The following is a 24,224-nucleotide window of genomic DNA, read 5'->3' on the forward strand; positions in this document are numbered from 1 at the left end:
CGGCGAGACGCTCGCTCGGCATCACGCCTGGATCAATAGCTCAACGTGGCCAGCAGCGGCACATCGTTGACCCACTTCTCGCGGCCCTGCAGCGCCCGCAGCTCCACCAGCACCGCCGCGCCGACCACTTCCAGTTCCAGCTGCGCAGCCAGACCCAGGGCCGCACGCAGCGTACCGCCGGTGGCCAGCACGTCGTCGACGATCAACACACGCGCGCCGCGCGGCAACGCGTCCTCGTGCATTTCGATGCGGTCTGTACCGTATTCCAGCGCATATTCCTGGATCAGCGTCCGCCCGGGCAGCTTGCCGGGTTTGCGCACCGGCACGAAGCCGGTGCGCAGCTCGCGCGCCAGCGCCGAGCCCAGGATGAAACCGCGCGCCTCGATACCCAGTACCGCATCCAGCGGCGTGGTACGCCAGGGCTGCGCCATTTCGTCCAGCGCGGACGCGAAGTCCGGGCCATCGGACAGCAGCGGCGTGATGTCCTTGAAGACGATACCCGGCTTGGGAAAATCGGCGATGTCGCGGATCCGTTCGGACCACTGATTGGGTCCGGATGAGTGGGTGCCGGCGCAGCGGGTGCAGTCAGTCATGGTGGCAGTGGCGTCGAGGCCGGTGGGGATCGCTGTATTCTAGGCTGCGCGGACGCGCGACGCTGCGTTTGCGACATAACCGGGGCTGAGCGCGTCAGGAACTGCAGGACAGCATCGAGCAACCGGCGCGGTCGCGCGCCCAGTCCGGCCGCCGCGCAGCAAACGCCTCGCGGCCCGGCTGGTCGTCGTATGGCCGCCGCATGACCTCCAGCAACTCCCGTACGCCCGAGGCATCGCCCTGCTCGGCCAGGTCGATCGCCTGCTGCGCCAGATAATTGCGCAGCACATAGCGCGGATTGGCCAGGCGCATGCGGTCGCGCCGCTGCTCCGGCGACAGCGTGTCGCGCTGCAGCCGCTCAGCGTAGCGCTGCAGCCATTGCTGCAGCTGCGCGGCATGGGCGAGCCGCTTGTCCTGGTCGTAGAACGCCTCAGCCAGCAGGTCCGGATCGGGGTGTTCCGGCGCCAGTGCGATCAGGCCGCGGAATGTCAGCGTCATGTCCATCTCGGCCGCGTGCATCAGCGCGTGCAGGGCATCGATCAGCTGCAGATCCTCGTCGCGGCAGTCGGCCAGGCCCAGCTTGGCGGCAGTATCGCGTCGGTCGCAGGCCAGGTAGGTGTCGCGGAAGCGGTCCAGGCCCTGCTGCAACCGCGCCTGGTCGGCAAACAGCGGCGCCAGCGCCTGCGCCAGGCGCCCCAGGTTCCAATAGGCGACCTGGGGCTGGGTGCCGAAGCGGTAACGCCGGCCCTGCGCATCGGTGGTGTTCGGGGTCCAGTCCGGGTCGTAGTCATCGACCCAGCCATAGGGGCCGTAATCGATGGTCAATCCCAGGATCGACATGTTGTCGGTGTTCATCACCCCATGCACGAAGCCCACCCGCATCCAGTGTGCCACCATCACCGCGGTGCGCTCGCAGACCTGGGCGAACCAGTCGGCGTACAACGCCTCGCCGGCACCTTCCAGCTGCGGGAAATCGCGTGCGATGGTGAAGTCCACCCACTGCCGCAGCAACGCAAGGTCGCCGCGCGCACTGGGCAACTCGAAGTTGCCGAAACGGATGAACGACGGCGCCACCCGGCACACGATCGCCCCCGGCTCGCGCCGCGGCCGGCCGTCGTAGAACATGTCGCGCACCACCGCATCGCCGGTGGTCACCAGGCTCAGCGCGCGCGTGGTCGGCACGCCCAGATGATGCATCGCTTCGCTGCACAGGAATTCGCGGATCGACGAACGCAACACCGCCCGGCCATCGGCACCGCGCGAATAAGGGGTCGGGCCGGCGCCCTTGAGCTGCAACTCATGGCGGCCGCCGTCGCCCCCGATCGCCTCGCCCAGCGAAATCGCCCGTCCATCGCCCAGCTGGCCGGCCCAATGCCCGAACTGGTGCCCGCCATAATTGACCGCCCAGGGCTGCATGCCCGGATACAGCGCATTGCCGGCGAATACCTCGGCAAAGTGCGCGCTGCTGATCTCGGCCTCATCCAGCCCCAGCCGCTGCGCGACATCGGCGGAATACGCCAGCAGGCGCGGCGCCGCGACCGGCGTCGGTACCACCGTCGACCATGCGGCGCTTACTTCGCGGCGGCGTGGGCCGTGTTCCGGGTCACCGGGCAGCTGCTGGCGCAGGCGGTTGTCGAACTGCAGAGTCGTCATGTGCGTCAGCGTAGGCCAACGACAATGAACTTCGCATTGGCAACCACGCATCCGGCGCCGCGCACGTACCGTATCTTCAATCGACTTGCCGCCAGCAAGCGGGCTCGTCCTGCACACGCCGGCGACAAGCACGGCGTTATTCCTCCCTGCCCCTCGAACGACATTGCCCATGCCCTCGCGCGCCTATCGCTGGTTTCGCCCCGCCCTCCTGCTGCTCGGCTCGCTGACACTGACCGCCTGCAGCAGCGTGTTCTTCGGCGGCATCAACGCCGCCTCCAGCCGCGACGGCATCGTCGAGCATCGCGACCAGGTATTCGACCCGGCGCATGATCTGGCCCTGGACGTCTACCAGCCACGCGGCGCGGTGGATGCACCGGTGGTGGTGTTCTTCTATGGCGGCACCTGGAAGCGCGGCAAGCGCGCCAACTACCGCTGGGTCGGACGCGCGCTCGCGCGCCAGGGCGTGGTGGCAATGGTGGCCGACTATCGCAAGTATCCGCAGGTCGGCCTGCAGGGCTTCATGTCCGACGCTGCCAGCGCCACCGCCTGGGGCTATCGGCATGCGCACGACTACGGTGGCGACCCGACGCGCCTGGCGGTGATGGGTCACTCTGCCGGTGCGCATATGGCCGCGCTGCTGGGCACCGATGCGCGCTGGCTGCAGGTGCAAGGGCTGCAACCCCGCCAGCTGTGCGGGGTGGTGGGATTGGCCGGGCCCTACGATTTCCTGCCGCTGACCGACCCGGAGCTGATCGAGATCTTCGGCAAGGCACCGGCCGGGCAACAGCAGTCGCAGCCGGTGCATTTCGTCAGCGGCGACGAACCGCCGATGCTGCTGCTGCACGGCGATGCCGACCGCGTGGTCGAGCTGCATAACAGCATCTCGCTGCAGCATGCCCTGCAACGCGCGGGCGAGGTGGCCGACTTGAAGGTCTACCCGGGCATGGGCCATCTCGGCCTCGTGCTGGCGCTGCGCACCTCGCCCGAGCGCTCGCCGGTGCTGCGCGACACGCTGCAGTTCATGCGCCGATGCCAGGCACCATGATTGGGCGGCAAGGGATCGGGGGGTCGGGACTCGGGAGTCACCACCCCTCAAGGCGCGGTGACCTGCAGCTCCTTGCGGGCGCACGCTCGATATGGCGATCGCAACGTCACTCGGCCGGCTTGCGCCCCATCAGCTCGAACGGGCCGCCCTTCTTCAGCGCGGCCTGGTACGCAGGGCGCGCTTCGATGCGCGCGAGAAACGCACGCAGGCGTGGATAGGCCTCCAGCCCGCCGCCACGCGCAGCGGCGGCCTGTACCGGGAAGCTCATCTGGATGTCGGCCGCAGTGAAGCGCTCGCCGGCGAACCAGTCGCGTGTTTGCAGCGACTGCTCCATCCAGTCCAGATGCAGCTTGAGCTGCGGACCGACAAAGCCCGCCATCGCCTTGTCCACGATGGCGCGTGCGACCGGCCTTGCGAAAAACGGCATCGGCGCACTGCGAATACGCCCGAAGATCAGCGTCATCAGCAACGGCGGCATCGCCGAGCCCTCGGCGTAATGCATCCAGTAGCGGAACTGCAGGCGCTCCGGTGACTCCAGCGGGCGCGGCGACGGCGACAGTGCGCACTCGGTGTCGTAGCGTTCGGTCAGGTACTCCAGGATCGCGCCGGACTCGGCGACGGTCAGATCGCCGTCGACGACGATGGGCGACTTGCCGAGCGGATGAATGGCACGCAGGGCCGCCGGTGCCAGCATGGTTTTGGGATCGCGCTCGTGCCGGACGATCTGGTACGGCAGTGCCAGTTCCTCCAGCAGCCACAGCACGCGCTGGGAACGGGAATTGTTGAGATGGTGGACTGTGATCATGGACGAGGCCGCACGCGGAAAACCCTCATGCTACCGATCCGCGTGTCGTCGCTGCGCTCACTTGGCGGGTCGATCTGCCCGGTTCCAGCGCATCGATCAAATCACGCCCAATAAAAAACGCCGGTCGCTTGCGCGACCGGCGTTCTTGGCAACCTTACGGTTGCAGACGGATTAGACCGCCTGCACCTGGTCAGCCTGCATGCCCTTCTGGCCCTGCACGGCGACGAAGGTCACTTTCTGGCCTTCCTGCAGCGACTTGAAGCCGGTGCCCTGGATGGCACGGAAGTGCACGAACAGGTCCGGGCCGCTTTCCGGGGTGATGAAGCCGAAGCCCTTGGCATCGTTGAACCACTTCACGGTACCGCTCTGACGATCTGACATTTACAAACTCCTGAACTATAGATGGATAAATCGCAGCGTCCGAAAAGCCGGAGCTGAGACTGAGTTGCAGGCGTTGGTAAAGCGGAACGATGAAGCGAGATCTGTAACGATCCGGCTGCATCAGGCCACGATTCACGGTGACCCTTGCAAACACAGTGCGTGCACAGTACTCGTGTTCCCAGCAAAAAGCGACACCCTGCGTCAAATATTTTACTGTCAGGCCGGATCCGACCACCTGTCAGGCCCTTTCCCTCCCGGTTTCAGCACATGAATACGCCTCCCCCGCCGTCCCGCCCGCATATCTGGGTCGATGCCGATGCCTGCCCGGCGGTCATCCGCGACATTCTTTTCCGCGCCGCCGCGCGGACCGGCACGGCGATGACGCTGGTCGCCAATCACTTCCTGCAGACCCCTCGCCTGGCCCACGTGCGTGCGCTGCAGGTGCCCGGAGGCGCGGACGCGGCCGACGACCTCATTGCCGGACGGGTGGCTGCGGGCGACCTGGTCATTACCCAGGACATTCCGCTGGCTGCCCGCGTCCTGGAAGCCGGCGCGGCCGCGGTCAGCCCGCGGGGCGAGCCGTTTACCAGCGACAGCATCAAGGAGCGCCTGTCGGTGCGCGGCTTCCTGGAGGAGCTGCGCGGCGCCGGTGTCGTCACCGGCGGGCCTGCGGCCCTGCATCCGCGCGACCGGCAGGCATTTGCCGCCCAGCTGGACCGCTGGCTGGCCGAGATGGCGCGGCGCTGACCGCACCACGCCGGGGGTTGCAGCGGGGGCGTATCATGGGCGCCCTTTGCAACCGGCATCCTGATGGCCCTTACCGCCACCGTCCGCAGGGCGGAACTCCAGATCAGCGACATGGATCGTGGCTACTACGCCAACCATTCCTTGACCCTGGCCCAGCACCCCTCCGAAACCGACGAGCGCCTGATGGTGCGGCTGCTGGCGTTTGCGCTGTTTGCCGACGACCGCCTGGAATTTGGCCGCGGCCTCAGCAACGAGGACGAACCCGACCTGTGGCGGCGCGACTACACCGGCGACCCGGACCTCTGGATCGACCTCGGCCAGCCGGACGAGAGCCGGGTGCGCAAGGCCTGCAACCGCTCGCGCGAGGCGGTGGTGATCGGCTATGGCGGCCAGGCCACCGAAACCTGGTGGAAGAAGCAGGCCAATGCGCTCGGCCGGCAGCGCAACCTGCGCGTGATCGAGCTGGACTCCCAGGCCACCGAGGCCCTGGGCGCGCTGATCCAGCGCGGCATGCGCTTCGATGTGATCATCCAGGACGGCGAGGTGCAGATGCTGGCCGACCACGGCAGCGTCACCCTGACCCCGATGGTGCGGCAAGCCCCGGCCGAATGAGCATGCGGTGCGACGTGCTGGTCATCGGCGCCGGCGCCGCCGGCCTGATGAGCGCCTTCACTGCCGGCCGGCGCGGCCGCCAGGTACTGGTGATCGACCATGCCAACAAGGTCGGCAAGAAGATCCTGATGTCCGGTGGCGGGCGCTGCAACTTCACCAATACCGGCACCGCGCCCGGCAATTTCCTCTCGGCCAACCGCCACTTCTGCAAGTCCGCCCTGGCCCGCTACAGCCCGCTGGATTTCGTGGAGATGGTCGAGCGCCACCGTATCGCCTATCACGAGAAAGAGCTGGGCCAGCTGTTCTGCGACATCTCGTCCAAGCAGATCGTGCGCATGCTGCTGGACGAGTGCGACGCAGCGGGCGTGCAGGTGCGGACCGACTGCAAGGTGCATTCGGTGCAGCGTGGCAGCGACGGCTTCAGCGTGGAGACCAGCCAGGGACGGGTTCAGGCGCAGTCGCTGATCGTGGCCACCGGCGGGCTGTCGATCCCGAGCATGGGCGCCAGCGGCTTTGGCTACGCGCTGGCCCAGCAGTTCGGCCACGCGCTGCTGCCGACGCGCGCCGGGCTGGTGCCGCTGACCTTGAGCGGCAAGCACCAGGAGCGGCTGCAGGACCTGTCCGGGCTGGCGCTACCGGTCCAGGCGCAGTGCAACGGCGCCAGCTTCCGCAACTTCATGCTGGTCACGCATCGCGGCGTCAGCGGCCCGGCCATCCTGCAGATCTCCTCGTACTGGCAACCCGGCGACGACCTGCGCCTGGACCTGCTGCCGGGCCAGGACGCCGCGGCATGGCTGCGCGAACAAAAAAAACAGCGTGGCGCCACCGAACTGCGCAACGTGCTGGCCGACGTGCTGCCGCGGCGGTTCGCCCAGCGCCTGTGCGAGGTGTGGCTGCCGGACAAGCCGGTCCGCCAGCTCGACCCGCCGCAGTTGCAGGCCACGGCGGACCTGCTGACCGCCTTCCCGCTGATCGCCAGCGGAACAGAGGGCTACCGCACCGCTGAAGTAACGCTGGGCGGTGTCGATACCAATCAGGTCTCCAGCACCAGCATGGAGTCGCGTCTGGTCGCCGGCCTGTACTTCGTCGGCGAGGTGCTGGACGTGACCGGATGGCTGGGTGGCTACAACTTCCAGTGGGCATGGGCGTCCGGTCATGCCGCAGGAAGCGTAGCCTGATGCCGTGTCGGGCGGAAACGTGGCCTGCGTCTCACCCCGGGTGCGGACGTGTCCACAGACATGGACGTATTCAAGGTTCTTCGTGTATTTAAACCCGGTCGTTAGGGAAACGCGCATGCAGAAAGGCAAAGATCTCACCCTCCGCCTGATGATCGTCGACGACAGTGTCGAAGGCGCGGAGGCGATCGTGACTGCGTTGCGCAATGGCGGCATCGCGGTGCGTCCATCGCGGCCGCAGAGCCTGGACGAGCTCGCCAGCATGCTGTCGGGCCAGATCGATCTGGCCCTGCACGGGCAGGCGGTGCAGATCCCGATGAGCGCGCTGCAACAGCAGATCGCCGGCAGCGGCAAGGACATCCCGATCATCCAGCTGGCCGAGCGGCTCGAAGAAGATGCCCTGGTCGAGGCCGCTGCGCATGGCATTCGTGCCATCGTGCTGCGGCATCGCCCCGAACACCTGCTGGCGCTGGTGCGCTCGGAATGGGCCGATCTGCAGGCACGCCGCGGGCTGCGCCGCATCGAGGCGCAGATGCGCGAAACCGAGCGGCGCTGCGACGCGCTGATCGCCTCCTCGCGCGACCCGATCGCCTATGTGCACGAAGGCATGCATATCCGTGCCAACGAGGCGTACCTGGACATGTTCGGCTTCGAGTCGTTCGACGATGTCGAGGGCGTGTCGCTGCTGGACATGATCGCCGCGCAATACGTGGACGACTTCAAGCAGCTGCTCAAGGCGATGTCCAAGGGCGAGCCGCCGCCGGCGCAGTACAAGGTCGACGCGCGCCGGCTGGAAGGCGACACCTTCCCGGCAACGATGGAATTCGCCACTGCCACCTACGAAGGCGAACCGTGCATCCAGGTGGTGTTCCGCCGCCGCGAGGAGTTCGACCCGGAGCTGGCGCGCGAGGTCGAGGACCTGCGCCAGCGCGACCAGGTCACCGGCCTGCTCAACCGCCCCGCCTTCATGGTCGCGCTGGAACAGGCGGTGGCGCGCGCCGGCCGCAGCGAAGGCCAGTCCGGCTTCCTGCTGATCGAGCCCGACCATTACGCGCGCCTGCTGCCCGAGATCGGGCTGGATTCGGCCGATACGCTGATCGCCGCCCTGGCCGCGCATGTGGCCAACGTGACCGACGACAGCGTGATCGCCGCGCGTTTCGGCGAGCACAGCTTTGCGTTGTTGATGGACGGCAATTACGCGCGCACGCACGCACTGGCGGAACTGGTGCGCGATGCCTTCGCGCAGCAGGTCTTCAGCATCGGCGCGCGCTCGGCCACGGTGACGGTGAGCATCGGCGGGGTGCAGATCGGCGAGAAGATCGCCAGCATCGGGCAAGTGCTCAACCGCGGCACCGAGGCGGTGCGCACCACCGCCGAGCTGGGCGGCAATGCGGTCAGCATCTACGACCCGGCAGCGGCCGATCGGACCGAGGAGGAGCGCATCGAACGCTGGGTGCAGCAGTTGCGCGAGGCACTGGTCGGCGACGGCTTCCAGCTGTACTACCAGCCGGTACTCAACCTGCAGGGCGAGCCGCTGGAGCTGTACCAGGCCTTCCTGCGGCTGGAGCGCAATGGCGAGGTGATGTCGCCCAACGCCTTCATGGCCATTGCCGAAGAACACGACCTGATCACCGAAATCGACCGCTGGGTGGTGGCGCGCGCGATCCGCCAGATTGGCGAGCGGCAACGCGCAGGCCACACCACGCATCTGCTGGTACGCATCGGGCCCAACTCGTTCTCCGATCCGCAGATGGTCGACATCATCCGCGAGCAATTGGCCGTGTACGGCGTGCCGGGCGAACGGCTGTGGTTGCAGACGCCGGAATCGAAGGTGTTCACCCATCTGCGCAACGCCCAGCAGTTCCTGGCGGCGGTGTCGGCGATGGGCTGCAAGGTCGGGCTGGAACAGTTCGGCTCGGGCCTGGATTCGTTCCAGCTGCTGGCGCATTTCCAGCCGGCCTTCCTCAAGCTCGATCGCGGCATCACCGGCGAAGTGGCCTCGGCCCGCGAAAGCCAGGAAAAGATCCGCGAGATCACCTCGCGTGCGCAGCCGGCCGGCATTCTCACCGTGGCCGAGTTCGTGGCCGATGCGCAGTCCATGAGCACCTTCTTCAGCGCCGGGGTGGACTATGTGCAGGGCGATTTCGTCGCACCGACCGGGCCGTTGATGAACTACGAGTTCGGCTGAGACCTGCAGAAGCAGCGCATCGTTGCAACCCGCACCGCGCAACAAAAAACCCGCGTCCTGCGGGTTTCCTGTTGGTGGACGACGTTACCGGCTTACATCGCCGTACCGTTGGCGGCGCGCAGCGTAGCGATGCGCTCGGCCAGCGGCGGGTGGCTCAGGAACAGCCGGCGCAAGCCATCGCCCACACCGCCGGAAATGCCGAACGCCTGCACCTGCGAGGGCAAGGTGTTCTGGCCATGGTTGAGCGACAGGCGCTCCAACGCGGCGATCATCTTGGCGCGGCCTGCCAGCTGTGCGCCACCGGCATCGGCGCGGAATTCGCGGCGACGCGAGAACCACATCGCGATCATCGTCGCGAACAGGCCGAACACCATCTCCAGCACGAACACGATGATGTAGTAGGCAAAACCGCGGCCACTGTCGCGATTGCCCGACATGGCACTGTCGATGATGCCGCCGACCACGCGTGCCAGCACGATCACGAAGGTGTTGAGCACGCCTTGCAGCAAGGCCATGGTGACCATGTCGCCATTGGCGACATGTGCGATTTCATGGCCCAGCACCGCCTCGGCCTCGTCCTGGCTCATGTTCTGCAGCAGCCCGGTGGACACCGCGACCAGCGCGTTGTTGCGGTTGGCGCCGGTGGCGAAGGCATTGATCTCCGGGCCGTCGTAGACCGCCACTTCCGGCATGCCGATGCCGGCCGCCTCGGCCTGGCGGCGCACCGTCGCCAGCAACCAGCGCTCGGTCGGCGTGCGTGGCTCGGTGATCACCTGCGCACCGGTGCTGCGCTTGGCCATGAACTTGGACAACAGCAGCGAGATGAACGAGCCGCCGAACCCGAACACGGCCGCCATCACCAGCAGGCCGCTCATCTGCGCGGGATTGACGCCCAGCACCGACATCACGATGCCGGCCAGCACCAGCACCGCAAAATTGGTCAGCAGGAACAGGAAAATGCGGTTGAACATGGTGCGACGACTCCACGCGAGCAGGATGACCTGCAGCGGATCTGCGGTCGTCAGCGCTTGAAATCAAGCGATCACCTGACCGACGATTCAGCCGATCATGCCAGCCCTCCCCTACCGCGGCCGCTTCGCGCCCTCCCCGACCGGCCCGTTGCACTTCGGCTCCCTGCTGGCGGCGTTCGGCAGCTGGCTGCTCGCGCGGCATGCCGGTGGTCAATGGTGCGTGCGCATCGAAGACATCGACCCGCCGCGTGCCAAGCCCGGCGCCTGCGAACGTCAGCTGCGCACCCTGGCCGCCTTCGGCCTGCGCCCGGACCTGCCGGTGCTGTATCAATCCGACCGCAACGCGCACTACGACGCCGCCGTCACCACCTTGCTGGAGGCGGGACTGGCCTTCGAATGCAGCTGCAGTCGCGCCGATCTTGCCGGCATGGGCGGCATCCACCATGCCTGCGTGGCGCCGTTGGGCGCCCGCCGTGCGGTGCGGTTGCGGGTGCCGCCGCAGCCCCCGGTCGGCTTCGACGACGCATTGCAGGGGCGCGTGGTGCAGGACGTGCATGCCGAGGTCGGCGATGTGGTGCTGCGCCGCGCCGATGGCTATTGGGCGTACCAGCTGGCGGTGGTGGTCGACGATGCCGCGCAGGCCATCACCGATGTCGTGCGCGGCGCCGACCTGCTCGACTCCACCCCGCGCCAGTTGCTGCTGCAGCGCGCATTGGGGCTGCCGCAGCCGCGCTATCTGCACCTGCCGCTGATCCTGGACCACGCCGGCCGCAAGCTGTCCAAGTCGCACGCCGCGCCCGCGCTGGACGATACGGACCCGCAGCCGGCCCTGCGCGCCGCCTGGGCCGTCCTGGGACAGCATCCGGCGGCACTGCCGCGCCGGGCGGGGCTGGAGACCTTGCTGCAGCAGGCGGTGCAGCATTTTTCGCCGCAGCGGTTGCCCCGGCAGCTGCATCTGGACGCCAACGGATGCGCATCACCGCCCCGGCGTGACTAGAATTGCGCCCCGGCAACGGCGTCGGCCCAGGCAGTGCGCCTGCGCCTGCCCGCCCCAAGTCTTCCCTGTCCATTGGAATCGTCATGACATCTCGCGTCGTATTGGTCACCGGTGGCACCGGCGGTATCGGCACTGCCATCTGCAAGCGCCTGGCCGACCAGGGCCACCGGGTGGCCAGCAACTTCCGCAATGCCGAAAAGGCCCAGGCATGGCAGCAGCGCATGCAGGCCCAGGGCTATGACATCGCCCTGTTCCGCGGCGATGTGGCGTCTTCCGAGCATGCGCGCAGCCTGGTCGAGGACGTCCAGGCAGCGCTGGGGCCGATCGAGATCCTGGTCAACAACGCCGGCATCACCCGCGACACCACCTTCCATCGCATGACCGCCGAACAATGGCATGACGTCATCAACACCAACCTCAACTCGGTCTTCAACGTCACCCGCCCGGTGATCGAAGGCATGCGCCAGCGCGGCTGGGGACGGGTGATCCAGATCAGCTCGATCAATGGCCTGAAGGGCCAGTACGGGCAGGCCAACTACGCGGCCGCCAAGGCCGGCATGCACGGCTTCACCATCTCGCTGGCGCGCGAAAATGCCGCGTTCGGGGTGACCGTCAATACCGTCTCGCCGGGCTATGTGGCCACCGACATGGTGATGGCGGTCCCGGAAGAGGTGCGCGCCAAGATCGTCGCCGACATCCCCACCGGCCGTCTCGGCCGGCCGGAAGAAATCGCCTATGCGGTGGCATTCCTGGTGGCGGAGGAAGCCGGATGGATCACCGGCTCCAACCTGGATATCAATGGCGGCCATCACATGGGCTGGTAACGTTTGCTGCAACTTTGCGATGCAGCATCAAAAATCCTTGAAAATCATGCTGCGCAGCATTTTTTTGGTGTCCGCTCAGGAAAATAAGGCCTTGTAGCGGTTGCAAGGGCTGCTGCGGTGCGCCATCCTGCGCGCACTATCGTTGTGAGTGAACGTTCCATGGCCGGACTTCGCATCATCAAGAAGTATCCCAATCGCCGTCTCTACGACACGGAAATTTCCAGCTACATCACCATCGAGGACGTGCGCCAGCTCATCATCGACGGCGAAGAATTCGAGGTACGCGACGCCAAGAGCGGCGAAGACCTCAGTCGCGCGGTCCTGCTGCAGATCATTGCCGACCGCGAACAGGATGGCGAACCCATGCTGTCGACCCAGCTGCTGAGCCAGATCATCCGTTTCTACGGCGACTCGCTGCAGGGCTTCATGGGCAACTACCTGGAGCGCAGCATGCAGGTGTTCCTGGATCAGCAGCAGCAGTTCCGCCAGCAGATGGGCAACCTGCTCGGGCAGACCCCGTGGGCGATGATGAACCAGCTGACCGAGCGCAACCTGGAGTTGTGGCAGGAGTTCCAGCGCAACTTCGGCGCCGGCTTCGGGCGTCCGGGCGGCCCTGGCACGCCGCCGTCCCCGCCTGGTGCCAACAGCATGGGCAGCGGCCCGATGGGCACCGGCACGCACGGTCACGGTACTGCCGGTAGCGCCGGAACCACCGGCAAGGCCCGCAACCGCGGGTAACGCAGGCGCGGCGCCTGGAGCGTGAAACACCCCACGGCGTCGCCAGTCAGCGGCCGGCCTGCTCCGCGCAGGCCGCGCAGATCCGCTCCACGTGGTAGCCACGGGCGCGCAGGCGCTCCACCACGCCATCGTTCCCCAGCAGGTGCAGCGCACCGACCACCACCAGCGTGGTCCCGCTGCCTTTGCCGAGCCGCTGTTCCAGCCGCGGCACCCAGCGCGCATTGCGTTCGACATTGATGTCCTGGTACAGCGCCGGGTAGTGCCTGCGCATTTCTTCGGCCATCTGCGTGGACAGCATGCGCACATCGCCGTTGCGCCACGCCGCGTGCAACTGACGCAGCTGATCGGTGGTACCGGCGTCGTCCAGCGCCTCCTCCAGCAGCTGATGCTGCTCGGTGGGCGACATGCCGTCGAGCAAGGCAATCTGCTCCTGGGCGCGCTCCAGCCCATCGGCCGGTTTACCCTGGGCTTGCGCCTGCGCCATCAGGTAATGGTCCAGACCGGCCTTCGGATCCATGCCTTGCCGGCTCATCTCCGCCAGGCTGATCGTCAACGCCACGAACCAGGGTTCCAGTGGCTGCAAACTGTCCACCGGCATCCCGTGCTTGCGTGCGTAGGCGGTCAGCGCCTGCCAGGTCTTGGCATCCAGCACGTCCTGCAGGCGCCGCCCGTCGCTGCGCCGCGCCGCCTGCAGCATGCGGCCGGCCAGCTCGGGCGATTGCGCGTCGGACGGCGGCAGTTCGAACACCAGCCGGTCGGCCTTGGCGAAGGCCTGCATCACCTCCGGCGACAAGGGGTAATCGCTGGGCTTGAGCACATGGAACGAGCCCAGCAGATACAGCGTGCCGCCCTTGCCATCGACCTTCCACAACAACGGCACCGGCGGACCGGCAGGCGTGTCGTTGCCGGCACGTGCCCACGCCGGCGCACCCGCCCCGCTCCATAGCGCCACAGCGATCACCGCGGCGCTGCACCAGGCGACCAGCCGGATGCGCATGCCTGCCTTCACCACGTCGATCTCTCCATGTCAGTGCGGCACCTTGTAGGTTTTTTCCCCGGCCGACACTGCCAGGTCGATGCGATTTTCCGGCGGCGGCAGCGGACAGGTCGCAAACGGAGTGAACGCGCACGGCGGGTTGTAGGCACGATTGAAATCCACGACCACATGTCCTGAGGCGTCGGGCACGCCCAGGTCCAGGAAGCGCCCGGCCGGATAGCTGCCGTGCCCGCTGGTGCGGTCGGCGAACACCACGAACATCGGCTGCCCCGGTTCGCCGATGGTCTGCAGCCGATACGTCTTGCCATCGCGCTCGAAGGCGATCGCCCCGGCGTTGGGCTGCTCGCTGCTGATGCCAACGATGTCCACGATCGGGATGGTCTTGCCGACCGCGTTGGGCACGTAGCGCGCGCGGATGCGCCAGGACGGCTCGGCCGGCCAGTACTCCAGCCCGGCGAAATGGCTGCGCGAGGGCGCGTCGGCATGCTTGACCCGCAGCGCGTTGCGGTCGCCGCGATGGATCAGGCTCAACACGCCCTTGCCGTCATCGAAGCGGATGAAGGTCGGCTGCGGGTCGCGATCGGACTGGAAGCGGATCCTGCCCGACAGCGGCTTGCCGTCGACGCTCAAGGCTGCGCCGCGCTCGGGCACGAACCACAGCGTATCGGCCCCGGTCACGACCATGCCCATCTTGGGCGGCCCGACCGCCAGCCTGATGCCGCTGTCGGCACTGCTGCCGATGTAGTGCGCCTTCAGCGACAGCCAGTGCAGGCCGACCAGGCTGGTCCAGCCATCGGGCGCGCGCAACGCGGTCAGGCGCGCTGCGCGCCAGGCCGCGTTGTCGGCCAGGAAGGCCTTGTCGGGCGCGACCGCCGCCGGTGGTGGTGCCTCCCTGCCGCAGCCGGCCAGCACCGCACACACCAGCATGCCGAGCAGCCAGTGATTCCCCTTGTGCAATACAGCCATCAACGCCCCCTCAGGAACCAGCGATCGATTTCGCCCAGCGTAAACCGTGCCCAGGTCGGCCGGCCATGGTTGCATTGACCCGAGCGCTCGGTGATTTCCATGTCGCGCAGCAGCGCGTTCATTTCCGGCACGGTCAGGCGCCGGTTCGCGCGCACCGCGCCGTGGCACGCCATGGTGGAGAGCAGTTCGTCGCGCGCACCGGCAATGCGCCGGCTCTGGCCATGCTCGCGCAGGTCGCCGAGCACATCGCGCAACAGCGCCTCCGGCTCGGCATTGGCAAGCAGCGCAGGAATGCTGCGCACATGCAGCGATTGCGGACCGGCGCGGGTGATCTCGAAACCCAGGCTGGCCAGCGTGTCGGCTTCACGCTCGGCGGTGTCGGCCTCGCGCTCGCCCACCGCCAGCGTCATCGGCACCAACAGCGGTTGCGCGTGCAGGCCGATGCTGTCGTGCGCGTTCTTGAGCCGCTCGTAGCCGATGCGCTCGTGCGCGGCATGCATGTCCACCACGATCAGGCCTTCGGCGTTCTCGGCCAGGATGTAGATGCCGTGCAACTGCGCCACGGCATAGCCCAGCGGCGGCACGCCGCTGTCTGCGGCAGTTGCCGGCAGGCCCATTCCCGCGCCCTCGGGCAAGCCTGCCGACTGCTGCTGCGCGCCACTGGGCGGCGGCGCATACAGCGCGCTGTAGGCCGCACGGGCCTCATCCACACGCAGGCCCAGCGGGGTCTGCGACGGCGTCCACTGGCCGTAGCCGGCACCACCGCCGCCACGACTGCTTCCGCTTCCGTAGCCTGGACGATCGAGCATGCCTCCCGGTACCGCACCGGCATCGCTGACACCTTCGGTCCCGAGACTGTTGGGCATCGCGCCGGCGCGCGTCTGCGCCAGTGCGTCCTGCAGGGTGCGGTAGACGAAGTCGTGGATCAGCCGCGCCTCGCGGAACCGCACCTCGTGCTTGGCCGGATGCACGTTGACGTCCACGCGCGCCGGATCCAGCTCCAGGAACAGCACGTAGGCCGGCTGGCGACCATGGAACAGCACATCGCCATAGGCCATCTTGACCGCGTGCGCGACGCTGCGATCGCGCACCGAGCGGCCGTTGACGTAGAGATACTGCTGGTCGGTACTGGCGCGCGAGTAATGCGGCTGGGCGACCCAGCCGTGCAGCCGCAGACCGGCGCCGCTGTGATCCACGCGCAAGGCCTGCCGCGCGAAATCCTCGCCCAGGGTCTCGCCCAGACGCGCGTCCGAATACAGGTCGCCCGGCTTGTAGCGACGCGAGGGTTTGCCGTTGTGCGAAACCCGCAGCTCCACATCCGGACGCGCCAACGCCAGCGAACGCAGCCACTCTTCGATATGCCCCAGCTCGGTACGCTCGGCACGCAGGAACTTGCGCCGCGCCGGCACGTTGAAGAACAGCTCGCGCACTTCGACCGTGGTGCCGGGCGCGTGTGCACGCGGCATCACCTCGCCCAGGCGACCGCCGTCGATCTCCAGCGCGGAGCCATGTTCGGCATCGTGGCGGCGCGAGATCAGGGTGAAACGGCTGACCGAGGCGATCGACGGCAGCGCTTCGCCACGAAAGCCGAGCGTGGCCACGGTCTCCAGATCGTCCAGCGACGCGATCTTGCTGGTGGCATGCCGCGACACCGCCAGCGGCAGCTCGGCGGGGGCGATGCCGCCGCCGTTGTCGCGGATGCGGATCAGCCGCACGCCGCCCTCTTCCAGCTCGATATCCACGCGGGTGGCGCCGGCATCGAGTGCGTTTTCGACCAGTTCCTTGACCACCGATGCAGGCCGCTCGACGACTTCGCCGGCGGCAATCTGGTTGATCAGGATCTCGGGGAGCTGACGGATCGCCATCAGCGAAGGCGCCCGCGCTGGGCATGCACCGCAAGGCGCATCGAGGGTGTAGCAGGCAAGGCAGACGTCGGCACGGCAATCCGGCGGCGCGCAGGCGCCGTCATCGAGGAATCAGTGCGGAATGATAGCCGAGCGGCTCAGCGGCTGCCGCCGGCCACGGTGCCGACGCCGGCATCGGCTTCGGCCTGCGCGCGCGCAGCAAACAGGGTGCCTGGTGGCGGCTGGCGGGTGAAGAAGGTATCGATGCCATCCAGCACGGCCGCGGCGATCTTGCGCTGGTAGGCCGGGTCGATCAGGCGACGCTCTTCGTCCGGATTGGAAATGAAGGCAGTCTCCACCAGCATCGCCGGCATGTCGGAGGTGCGCAACACCGCGAAGTTGGCGCGTTCCAGCTGCGGCTTGTGGTTGTTGCCGATCCGCTTGAGGCCGCCGAGCACGTGTCCTGCCGCATCCTCGGAGGCCTTCATGTGGCCGCTCTGCGCCAGATCCAGCAGCACATTGGCCAGCGTGCTTTCGGTCTGCTGCAGACGCACGCCGCCGACCAGGTCGGCGGCATTTTCCTTGTCGGCCAGCCAGCGCGCGCGCTGCGAGGACGCCCCCTTGGTCGACAGCACATAGACCGACGAGCCGGTCGCGCTTCGGTTCTCGGCAGCGTCGGCATGGATGGAGATGAAGATGTCGGCCTTGGCGGCGCGTGCCTTCTGTGCGCGCATCGGCAGCGGAATGAACACGTCGGTATCGCGGGTCAGGTAGGCCTTCATGCCGGGCGTGGCGTTGATCTGGCGCGCCAGCTCGCGACCGACGGCCAGGGTGACGTCCTTTTCGCGCTTGCCGGTGGGGCCCATGGCGCCCGGATCCTGGCCACCGTGTCCGGGATCGATCGCGACGATCAACGGCCGCATGCCCGGTGCCATCTTGATCCGCGAGGCCTCGCTGGGCAGCACCGGACGAGGCGGCAGGTCGTCGGCGTCCGCCGCGGCAACGCCGCCGGCCGTATTCGGTGTGGCGGTCACGCTAGTGCCGGACGCGGTGCCCACTGGCGCATTGCCCCCATTCAAGATGGCAGCCGGGGATGCGGCGCCGCCTGGCAGCGCCGAAGCACCGGCGGTGGAGGCGTTGACGCGATTCTGGGCGTTGCCGGCAGTGCCTGCCTGCGCGGCGGTGCTGGTCGCCGCAGTCGTGGCGGCGCCTGGACGCGGTGTCGGCACGCCGGTGGCGACCGTGGTCGGTACCGGCGCCGGGGTCACGCTGGGCATGGCCGACGCAGGGACATACGGTGCGGGCGCCGGCGCAGGCGGCACCACCGACGCACGCTGCGCAGACGCCGCCAGTGCCGCGGTTGCGCGCGCGGCTTCGGATTGCGCATCGGCCGGGCGTGGAGGTGGCGGCGCGGCAGGTGTCGTCGCGTTGGCAGCCACCGTTCCGGCGGAGACCGGCGAATCGCCCGGCCACTCGATCACCAATGTCGATGCACTGCCCAGCGTCTGCATCTGCGGCTTCAACGGCGTCACCGGCGTCGCCAGCTCGAAGACCACCCGGAAGGTGCCCGGCACCGGTTGGCCGGTCCGCACCGAGGTCACCAGGCCGGCAGCGGGCGGTAGCTTGAGACCGCGCACACCGGAGGAATCGGGGAAATCCACCACCAGCCGATTGGGGTTGGCCAGCGACAGCGTCTTGAATCCGCCGCTGCCGGCCAGCTGGATCTCTGCACGCGTGCCGGTGGCGCCGGCGCTGATGCCGACACCCTTGATTTCGCCGGCCCAGGCAGCAAAAACCGCCAGGCTGAGGCTGGCGGTCAGGGCGGAAACACAAAACTGGCGGAACCCCGGTGTCATGGCGCTGGATTCAATCACCCGAGCGTGTGAATTGCAAGGTAATTTCCCTTAATAATCCACAACCTGGCGTTCATTGTTGCGGTGAGCTGGCAAAAAGGGACTGCAACTGCGGCAGCTCTGACAGCCGCGTCAGCCAGTCGCGCCCGGTTTGGCTGCGGCCCAGCAGCGTGACGCTGCGACCCTCGCCGTCGACCGCCAGTTCCACGTCCAGATCCACCGGCGGCAACGCGCCCGCGCCGCGCTCGGGCCATTCGACCAGCCACAGGCTCGCGCTGCCCTCGTCGAGCCCGAGAAAATCCAGTTCCCCGGCCTGTCCGATGCGATACAGATCCAGGTGCCAGGCCTCGTCGCCGGTGCTGAGCGGATAACGCTCGACCAGGGTGTAGGTGGGGCTGCGGATCGGGCCGGTGACGCCGAGTGCACGCAGCAGCGCACGCGCCAGGGTGGACTTGCCTGAGCCGAGATCGCCATGCAGTTGCACCATCGCGCGGGTGGGCCGTACCGCGGCCAGGGCCTGCCCCAGGGTGTCGGTAGCCTGCGCATCGGCCAGGTGTGCGCTGCGTTGGTTCATGCGCTGGCTCCGGCATTGGCGAGGCGACGCAGTTCGGGCAGCAGATCGGTCGGCAGCAGGCCGCGCTCGCCTGCGCGCGCAGCCGCATCGCCGGCGCAGGCATGCAGCAAGGCGCCCAGGCTTGCAGCATCGAACGGCGACCAGCCCTGCGCCAGCAGGGCGGCGATCACCCCGGTCAGCAGGTCGCCCATGCCGCCGACCGCCATGCCCGGATTGCCGGCGTCGATGATGCGCGGCACCGCCTGCGGCGCGGCGATCACGCTGCCGGCGCCCTTGAGCACCACCACGGCATCGAATTGTTTGGCCAAGGCGTCTGCGGCAGCCAGGCGGTCGTGCTGAACCTGCGCGGTCGACATCCCCAGCAGGCGACCGGCTTCGCCCGGATGCGGGGTCAGCACCCGCGGGCCGCGCGTCGGCAGCGGGTGGGCGGCCAGCAGGTTGAGGCCATCGGCATCGATGACGACCGCGCTGTCCGACGCCAGCACGCCATGCCACAACGACTGCGCCCAGGCGTCCTGGCCCAGGCCCGGCCCCAGTGCGACCACGTCGGCCGCATCGGCCAGCGCGGAGATGTCGTCGCCGGCCTGCAGCGCGCGCGCCATCGCTTCCGGGCAGCGCGCCAGCAGCGGCGCGACATGCTCGGCGCGGGTGGCGACCTGCACCAGCCCTGCGCCGCTGCGCAAGGCCGCTTCGGCGGTCAGCAGGATCGCGCCGCCGCTGCCAAGGTTGCCGCCGACACACAACACGCGCCCGGATTCGCCCTTGTGCGTATTGCGCCGGCGCGGGCGCAACTGCGCGGCCAGGGCGCCGAACTCCCAGCTGTGCGCGGCCGGCGTCAGCCCGTCGAATGCCGCATCCGGCACGTCCAGCGACGCGACGGCGCGCGTGCCGGCATGCTCCAGCGCATCGCCGGTGTAGAGCCCCACGTGCGGCACGATGAACTGCAAGGTGGCCTGCGCGCGCACCGCGGCACCGAAGGCCACGCCGTGATCGGCATCGATGCCGCTGGGCACATCCAGCGCCAACACCGGCACGCCGGCGGCGTTGATGGCGTCGATCAACGCGCCGGTCTCGCTGTCGGGCGCGCGGTTGAGGCCGATGCCGAACAGTGCATCGACGATCACATCGGCCTGCGCCAGCGGAGACGGAAACAGGTCGATCGCACCGCCCACGCCCAGATAGTCGGTGCAGGCGCGTTGCGCCAGCGGCGCGGCCGGGCCGTGCCCGGGCAGATGCACCACCTGCACCTGGCGCCCGGCCCGCTGCGCCAGGCGTGCCAGCACATACCCATCGCCGCCGTTGTTGCCGATACCGCAGACCACCACGATGCGGCGCGCCTGCGGCCAGCGTTCCAGCAGATGCTGCCAGGCGGCCTGCCCGGCGCGTTGCATCAAGGTGTAGCCGTCGCCGCCGAGCAGCGTGGTGGCCTGCGTGTCCAGCCTGCGCGCGGCGGCGGTGTCGTAAAGATCGAGCGGTGCGTACATGCCGGGAATTCTATACTTGTCGCCATGTCTGCCGTCCTCGCCCGCCCCGACCCCACCGACGCTGCCGCGCGCATCCGTGCGCTTGCGCGCGAGGCCGGCTTCCAGCGCTGCGGCATCACCGGCATCGAGCTGGGCGAAGACGAGGGACACCTGCGCAGCTGGCTGGAAGAAGGCCTGTACGGGACCATGCACTGGATGGCCCAGCACGGCGACAAGCGCTCGCGCCCGCAGGAGCTGGTGCCCGGCACCTTGCGCGTGCTGTCGGTCGGCATGGACTACGGCCGCAAGGACGACAGCGAAGCCTGGAACACCTTGCACGACGGCCGCCGCGCCTACGTGGCGCGCTACGCGCTGGGACGCGACTATCACAAGCTGATGCGCAACCGGCTGCAGAAACTGGCCCAGCGCATCCAGGGCGAAGTCGGCGCGTTCGGCTATCGGGTGTTCGTCGATTCGGCGCCGGTGCTGGAGCGCGCACTGGCGCGCAACGCGGGCCTGGGCTGGATCGGCAAACACACCTGCCTGATCGATCGCAATGGCGGGTCGTGGTTCTTCCTGGGCGAGATCTACCTCGACCTGCCCTTGCCGATCGACACCCCGGCCACCGCGCATTGCGGCACCTGCACGCGCTGCATCGACATCTGCCCGACCCAGGCCATCATCGCCCCGTACCGGCTGGATGCGCGTCGCTGCATCGCCTATCTCACCATCGAACACGAGGGCGCGATTCCCGAGCAGATGCGCAAGCCGATCGGCAACCGCATCTTCGGTTGCGACGACTGCCAGCTGGTCTGCCCCTGGAACAAGTTCGCCCAGCGCACCGACGAAGCCGATTTCCGCGCCCGCAACGCGCTGGATGTGGCAACGCTGCCGCAGCTGTTCGCCTGGGACGAAGACGAATTCCTGCGCCGCACCGAAGGCAGCCCGATCCGTCGCAGCGGCCATCAGCGGTGGTTGCGCAACATCGCCGTCGGCCTGGGCAATGCGCCCGGCACGCCGGAGGTGCTGGCGGCACTGGAGGCGCGCCGTCACGACGCCTCGGAGCTGGTGCGCGAACACGTGGGCTGGGCACTGGCGCAACACGGGGTGTAGGTTTGCGCCCGATGCGCTCACGCATGCGCATCGCCGCTGCGGGATAATGCGGCGATGGCCGACCGTAACGAACAGATCCTCACCCCCAGCCAGCTCAACACGCTCGCGCGCGACCTGCTGGAAGGCAGCTTCCCGCTGGTGTGGGTGGAAGCAGAGCTGAGCAGCGTCACGCGCCCGTCCTCGGGCCACCTGTACTTCACGCTCAAGGACGCGCGCGCGCAGGTCCGTTGCGCGATGTTCAAGCCCAAGAGCACCTGGCTGAAGTTCCAGCCGCGCGAAGGCCTGCGCGTGCTCGCACGCGGACGTCTCACCCTGTACGAAGCGCGCGGCGACTACCAGCTGGTGCTTGACCACATGGAAGAGGCCGGCGAAGGCGCCTTGCGTCGCGCCTTCGACGAGCTGCGCGCGCGTCTTGCCGCCGAAGGCCTGTTCGATGCCGAGCGCAAGCAGCCATTGCCGGCGCATGTGCGGCGGCTGGCGGTGATCACCTCGCCCAGCGGTGCGGCGGTACGCGATGTGCTCAGCGTCCTGGCGCGCCGCTTTCCGTTGCTGGAAGTGGACCTGTTGCCGTCGCTGGTGCAGGGCGACAGCGCCGCCGCGCAACTCACCGCGTTGCTGCAGCGCGCCGATGCGTGCGGGCGCTACGACGTCATCCTGCTCACCCGTGGCGGCGGCTCGCTGGAAGACCTGTGGGCCTTCAACGACGAGCGCCTGGCCCGCGCGATTGCCGCCGCGCGCACGCCGGTGGTGTCGGCGGTCGGGCACGAGACCGACTTCAGCCTCAGCGATTTCGTGGCCGACGTGCGTGCGCCCACGCCGTCGGTGGCGGCGGAACTGCTGGTACCCGATCAGCGCGAGCTGGTTGCGCGCGTGCGGCGCGCGCAGGCGCGCATGGCCCAGCTGCAGCAGCATGCGCTGGGCACTGCGATGCAGCGCGCCGACCGGCTCGCCTTGCGCCTGCGTGCACACAGCCCGCAGGCGCGCCTGCAGCTGTTGCAGCGCCGCCAGCAGGATGCCGGACGCCAACTGCGCGCGCGCATGACCCAGGTGCTGGAGCGCCTGCAGGCGCGCGTGCAACGGTCGCAGGCCCGCCTGCAGGCGCACAACCCGCAACGCGACCTGGCCACGCTGCAACAACGGCTGCGTGCACTGCATCCGCAGGCGGCGGTGCAGCGGCGCCTGCAGCACGAGCAACTGCGGCTGCGCAGCCTGGCACGCTCGCTGGAAGCGGTCAGCCCGCTGGCCACCGTCGCGCGTGGCTACGCCATCGTGACCCGCCGCGCCGATGGCAGCGTGGTGCGCAGCGCCGCCGCGGTCAGCGCCGGCGAGCGCCTGCGCGCGCAGCTGGCCGATGGCAGCGTCGCGGTGCGGGTCGAACCGGGCGAGGCCTGATATCGGAAGGCATCACGCGCGCTAACCATGACCCGGCGTCTGCGCCGCCTGCTGCCAGCCCTGCAGCAGCAGCCCGGCCAGCGCCGCCGGATCGTGGTCGAAATGATGCCCGCCCGGACGCGCCACCACCTGCACGCCCCGCGCGCGCAGCTCCGGGCACAGCGTGTCCTTTTCCTGCTCGCCGTAGATGCATTGCAGGCGATGCGCGTCCAGCGCCTGGATCGCCGGTTCCACATCCCGCTCGGCATCGTTGTGCCAGCCCAGCCAGCCACCGACGCGCACCTTGAAATCGGCCTGATGCGCAAGGCCCAGCAGGCTGACGAACTGCACCGATGCGCGCTGCTGCGGCGACAGCTCGGGATAGGCAAACGGCAGCACATCGGCGCCGAACGAATAACCCACCAGGGCCACGTGCTGGATATGCCAGCGCTGCCGGTAGCTCGCGATCACCCGGTCCAGGTCCGCCGCGACCTGCTGCGGCGTGCGGCTGGCCCAGAAGTAGCGCAGGCTGTTCCAGCCCACCACCGACACGCCCTGCTGCTGCAGCTGCGCGGCGATGCCCTTGTCCAGCTCGCGCCAGCCGCCGTCGCCGGACAGCATCACCACCATGCGGTCGCTGCCGGGCGCGTGCAGTTCGACCAGTGGCAGATCGCCCACGCCGTGCGCCCGGGCGGTCAGGAAATGGCCACGGGTGGCGGCGGCGATCTGCATCGGGCTGGCAGCGTCGACCAGATCGTCGAGGAAGCCCTGGTTGGCATCGGGCATGTCGCGTGCGCAGGCCAGGCCGCCAGCGCTGGCACCGCCATCGGCGACAACCGCGCCGCCCAGCACGTCGGGCGCGGCCGAGGCCAGCGCCTGCCGCGCCAGCACCGCGCCATCGCCCTGCCCCACCAGGACCGGCGGCAGGAACGCATCGACATGCTCGGCGCGCAGCAACTTCTTGCCCAGGCGTTCGGCATCGTCGGCCAGGGAGCTGCAGGCTGCGTGATGCGTGCGCACCCGTTCGCGATAGCTGGCGGTATCGACCACCGCGACCAGCGCGCCATCGTTGCTCAGCATCTCGGCAAGCCGCTGGCCGTCCTGTGCATGGCCGCTGTCGGGCAACAGCACCACCATGGCCTTCGGCGTGCCTTCCGGACGCAGCACCTCCACCGAGCGGTAATGCCCGGCGGTATTTCCGTCCTGCAGATGCCGCGCCACGGCGTAGCCACTCCCGCCGATCAGCAGGAGTGCGACGACCCAACGAAACAGTTTGATTCCCCAGCCCATCACCGCAGTCCTCGCAAGCGCTGGCG

At 68.4% G+C, this 24,224-nt stretch carries 22 protein-coding genes; 10 read left to right on the forward strand and 12 right to left on the reverse strand.

Annotation, left to right across the window (positions count from 1 at the left end; translation table 11 throughout):
* Positions 1–32: 32 nt before the first annotated feature.
* Together C0541_RS06125 and C0541_RS06130 are read right to left on the reverse strand one after the other, a co-directional pair.
* Positions 33–593, reverse strand: a complete 561-nt coding sequence (locus C0541_RS06125) for an adenine phosphoribosyltransferase (RefSeq protein WP_115046721.1) — start codon at positions 591–593, stop codon at positions 33–35.
* A 94-nt stretch (positions 594–687) separates the two neighbouring features.
* Positions 688–2,244 carry a protein adenylyltransferase SelO gene (locus tag C0541_RS06130; RefSeq protein WP_115046724.1) on the reverse strand — a complete coding sequence of 519 codons (1,557 nt, stop codon included), beginning with the start codon at positions 2,242–2,244 and terminating at the stop codon, positions 688–690.
* A 169-nt stretch (positions 2,245–2,413) separates the two neighbouring features.
* On the opposite strand from C0541_RS06130, the gene C0541_RS06135 reads away from it, so the two are divergent.
* Positions 2,414–3,289, forward strand: a complete 876-nt coding sequence (locus C0541_RS06135) for an alpha/beta hydrolase (protein WP_115046725.1) — start codon at positions 2,414–2,416, stop codon at positions 3,287–3,289.
* Between the two features lie 106 nt (positions 3,290–3,395).
* Here the strand turns inward: C0541_RS06135 and C0541_RS06140 are convergent, their stop codons facing one another.
* Both C0541_RS06140 and C0541_RS06145 read right to left on the reverse strand, forming a co-directional pair.
* Positions 3,396–4,094: a glutathione S-transferase gene (locus C0541_RS06140; protein WP_115046726.1), complete on the reverse strand. Its 699-nt coding sequence runs from the start codon at positions 4,092–4,094 to the stop codon at positions 3,396–3,398.
* Positions 4,095–4,265: 171 nt separating this feature from the next.
* Complete coding sequence (locus C0541_RS06145) at positions 4,266–4,475, reverse strand: cold-shock protein (protein WP_006451993.1); 210 nt, start codon at positions 4,473–4,475, stop codon at positions 4,266–4,268.
* 267 nt (positions 4,476–4,742) lie between these two features.
* On the opposite strand from C0541_RS06145, the gene C0541_RS06150 reads away from it, so the two are divergent.
* From C0541_RS06150 to C0541_RS06165, 4 genes are all read left to right on the forward strand, one after another.
* Positions 4,743–5,222 (forward strand): YaiI/YqxD family protein, encoded by a 480-nt coding sequence (locus C0541_RS06150; protein ID WP_115046727.1) that lies wholly within the window; start codon positions 4,743–4,745, stop codon positions 5,220–5,222.
* 63 nt (positions 5,223–5,285) lie between these two features.
* On the forward strand, positions 5,286–5,834 hold the full coding sequence (locus tag C0541_RS06155; protein ID WP_104533585.1) for a YaeQ family protein: 549 nt from the start codon (positions 5,286–5,288) through the stop codon (positions 5,832–5,834).
* Positions 5,831–7,012, forward strand: a complete 1,182-nt coding sequence (locus tag C0541_RS06160; RefSeq protein ID WP_115046728.1) for an NAD(P)/FAD-dependent oxidoreductase — start codon at positions 5,831–5,833, stop codon at positions 7,010–7,012. The genes C0541_RS06155 and C0541_RS06160 overlap by 4 nt, the downstream gene beginning before the upstream one ends.
* Positions 7,013–7,127: 115 nt before the next feature.
* Positions 7,128–9,197, forward strand: a complete 2,070-nt coding sequence (locus C0541_RS06165) for an EAL domain-containing protein (protein WP_115046729.1) — start codon at positions 7,128–7,130, stop codon at positions 9,195–9,197.
* Between the two features lie 92 nt (positions 9,198–9,289).
* On the opposite strand, the gene htpX is transcribed toward C0541_RS06165, so the two are convergent.
* Entirely contained in the window at positions 9,290–10,168 is an 879-nt protein-coding gene (gene htpX, locus C0541_RS06170; RefSeq protein ID WP_115046730.1) for a protease HtpX, read from the reverse strand.
* A 97-nt stretch (positions 10,169–10,265) separates the two neighbouring features.
* Here htpX and gluQRS point away from each other — a divergent pair, with 97 nt between their 5' ends.
* The 3 genes from gluQRS to phaR all read left to right on the forward strand — a co-directional run bounded on the left by gluQRS (position 10,266) and on the right by phaR (position 12,727).
* Positions 10,266–11,165 carry a tRNA glutamyl-Q(34) synthetase GluQRS gene (gluQRS, locus tag C0541_RS06175; RefSeq protein WP_115046731.1) on the forward strand — a complete coding sequence of 300 codons (900 nt, stop codon included), beginning with the start codon at positions 10,266–10,268 and terminating at the stop codon, positions 11,163–11,165.
* 83 nt (positions 11,166–11,248) lie between these two features.
* Positions 11,249–11,989, forward strand: coding sequence for a beta-ketoacyl-ACP reductase (locus C0541_RS06180; protein ID WP_115046732.1), 741 nt, complete (start codon positions 11,249–11,251; stop codon positions 11,987–11,989).
* 159 nt (positions 11,990–12,148) lie between these two features.
* The gene (gene phaR / locus C0541_RS06185) at positions 12,149–12,727 is read left to right on the forward strand and encodes a polyhydroxyalkanoate synthesis repressor PhaR (RefSeq protein ID WP_115046733.1); all 579 of its coding nucleotides are present in this window, start codon (positions 12,149–12,151) and stop codon (positions 12,725–12,727) included.
* A 46-nt stretch (positions 12,728–12,773) separates the two neighbouring features.
* On the opposite strand, the gene C0541_RS06190 is transcribed toward phaR, so the two are convergent.
* The 6 genes from C0541_RS06190 to C0541_RS06215 all read right to left on the reverse strand — a co-directional run bounded on the left by C0541_RS06190 (position 12,774) and on the right by C0541_RS06215 (position 20,445).
* Entirely contained in the window at positions 12,774–13,724 is a 951-nt protein-coding gene (locus tag C0541_RS06190; protein WP_115046734.1) for a TraB/GumN family protein, read from the reverse strand.
* Between the two features lie 30 nt (positions 13,725–13,754).
* A complete protein-coding gene (locus tag C0541_RS06195) occupies positions 13,755–14,690 on the reverse strand; it encodes a DUF1684 domain-containing protein (protein ID WP_161959909.1) in 936 nt (311 codons plus the stop codon).
* Positions 14,690–16,555, reverse strand: a complete 1,866-nt coding sequence (mutL, locus tag C0541_RS06200) for a DNA mismatch repair endonuclease MutL (RefSeq protein WP_115046735.1) — start codon at positions 16,553–16,555, stop codon at positions 14,690–14,692. Before mutL ends, C0541_RS06195 begins: the two co-directional genes overlap by 1 nt.
* A 137-nt stretch (positions 16,556–16,692) precedes the next feature.
* Positions 16,693–18,390 carry an N-acetylmuramoyl-L-alanine amidase gene (locus tag C0541_RS06205; RefSeq protein WP_115046736.1) on the reverse strand — a complete coding sequence of 566 codons (1,698 nt, stop codon included), beginning with the start codon at positions 18,388–18,390 and terminating at the stop codon, positions 16,693–16,695.
* 70 nt (positions 18,391–18,460) lie between these two features.
* Positions 18,461–18,961 carry a tRNA (adenosine(37)-N6)-threonylcarbamoyltransferase complex ATPase subunit type 1 TsaE gene (gene tsaE, locus C0541_RS06210; protein WP_115046737.1) on the reverse strand — a complete coding sequence of 167 codons (501 nt, stop codon included), beginning with the start codon at positions 18,959–18,961 and terminating at the stop codon, positions 18,461–18,463.
* Positions 18,958–20,445, reverse strand: a complete 1,488-nt coding sequence (locus C0541_RS06215) for an NAD(P)H-hydrate dehydratase (RefSeq protein WP_115046738.1) — start codon at positions 20,443–20,445, stop codon at positions 18,958–18,960. Before C0541_RS06215 ends, tsaE begins: the two co-directional genes overlap by 4 nt.
* Positions 20,446–20,469: 24 nt before the next feature.
* Between C0541_RS06215 and queG the strand changes: the two genes are divergently transcribed.
* Positions 20,470–21,537, forward strand: coding sequence for a tRNA epoxyqueuosine(34) reductase QueG (queG, locus tag C0541_RS06220; RefSeq protein ID WP_115046739.1), 1,068 nt, complete (start codon positions 20,470–20,472; stop codon positions 21,535–21,537).
* A gap of 54 nt (positions 21,538–21,591) precedes the next feature.
* Positions 21,592–22,929, forward strand: coding sequence for an exodeoxyribonuclease VII large subunit (gene xseA, locus C0541_RS06225; protein ID WP_115046740.1), 1,338 nt, complete (start codon positions 21,592–21,594; stop codon positions 22,927–22,929).
* A 21-nt stretch (positions 22,930–22,950) separates the two neighbouring features.
* Here xseA and C0541_RS06230 read toward each other — a convergent pair whose 3' ends face one another.
* Positions 22,951–24,198 carry a virulence factor family protein gene (locus C0541_RS06230; protein ID WP_115046741.1) on the reverse strand — a complete coding sequence of 416 codons (1,248 nt, stop codon included), beginning with the start codon at positions 24,196–24,198 and terminating at the stop codon, positions 22,951–22,953.
* Positions 24,199–24,224: the final 26 nt, after the last annotated feature.

This window comes from Xanthomonas arboricola, assembly GCF_003353015.1.
GTDB classification, from domain to species: domain Bacteria; phylum Pseudomonadota; class Gammaproteobacteria; order Xanthomonadales; family Xanthomonadaceae; genus Xanthomonas; species Xanthomonas arboricola_E.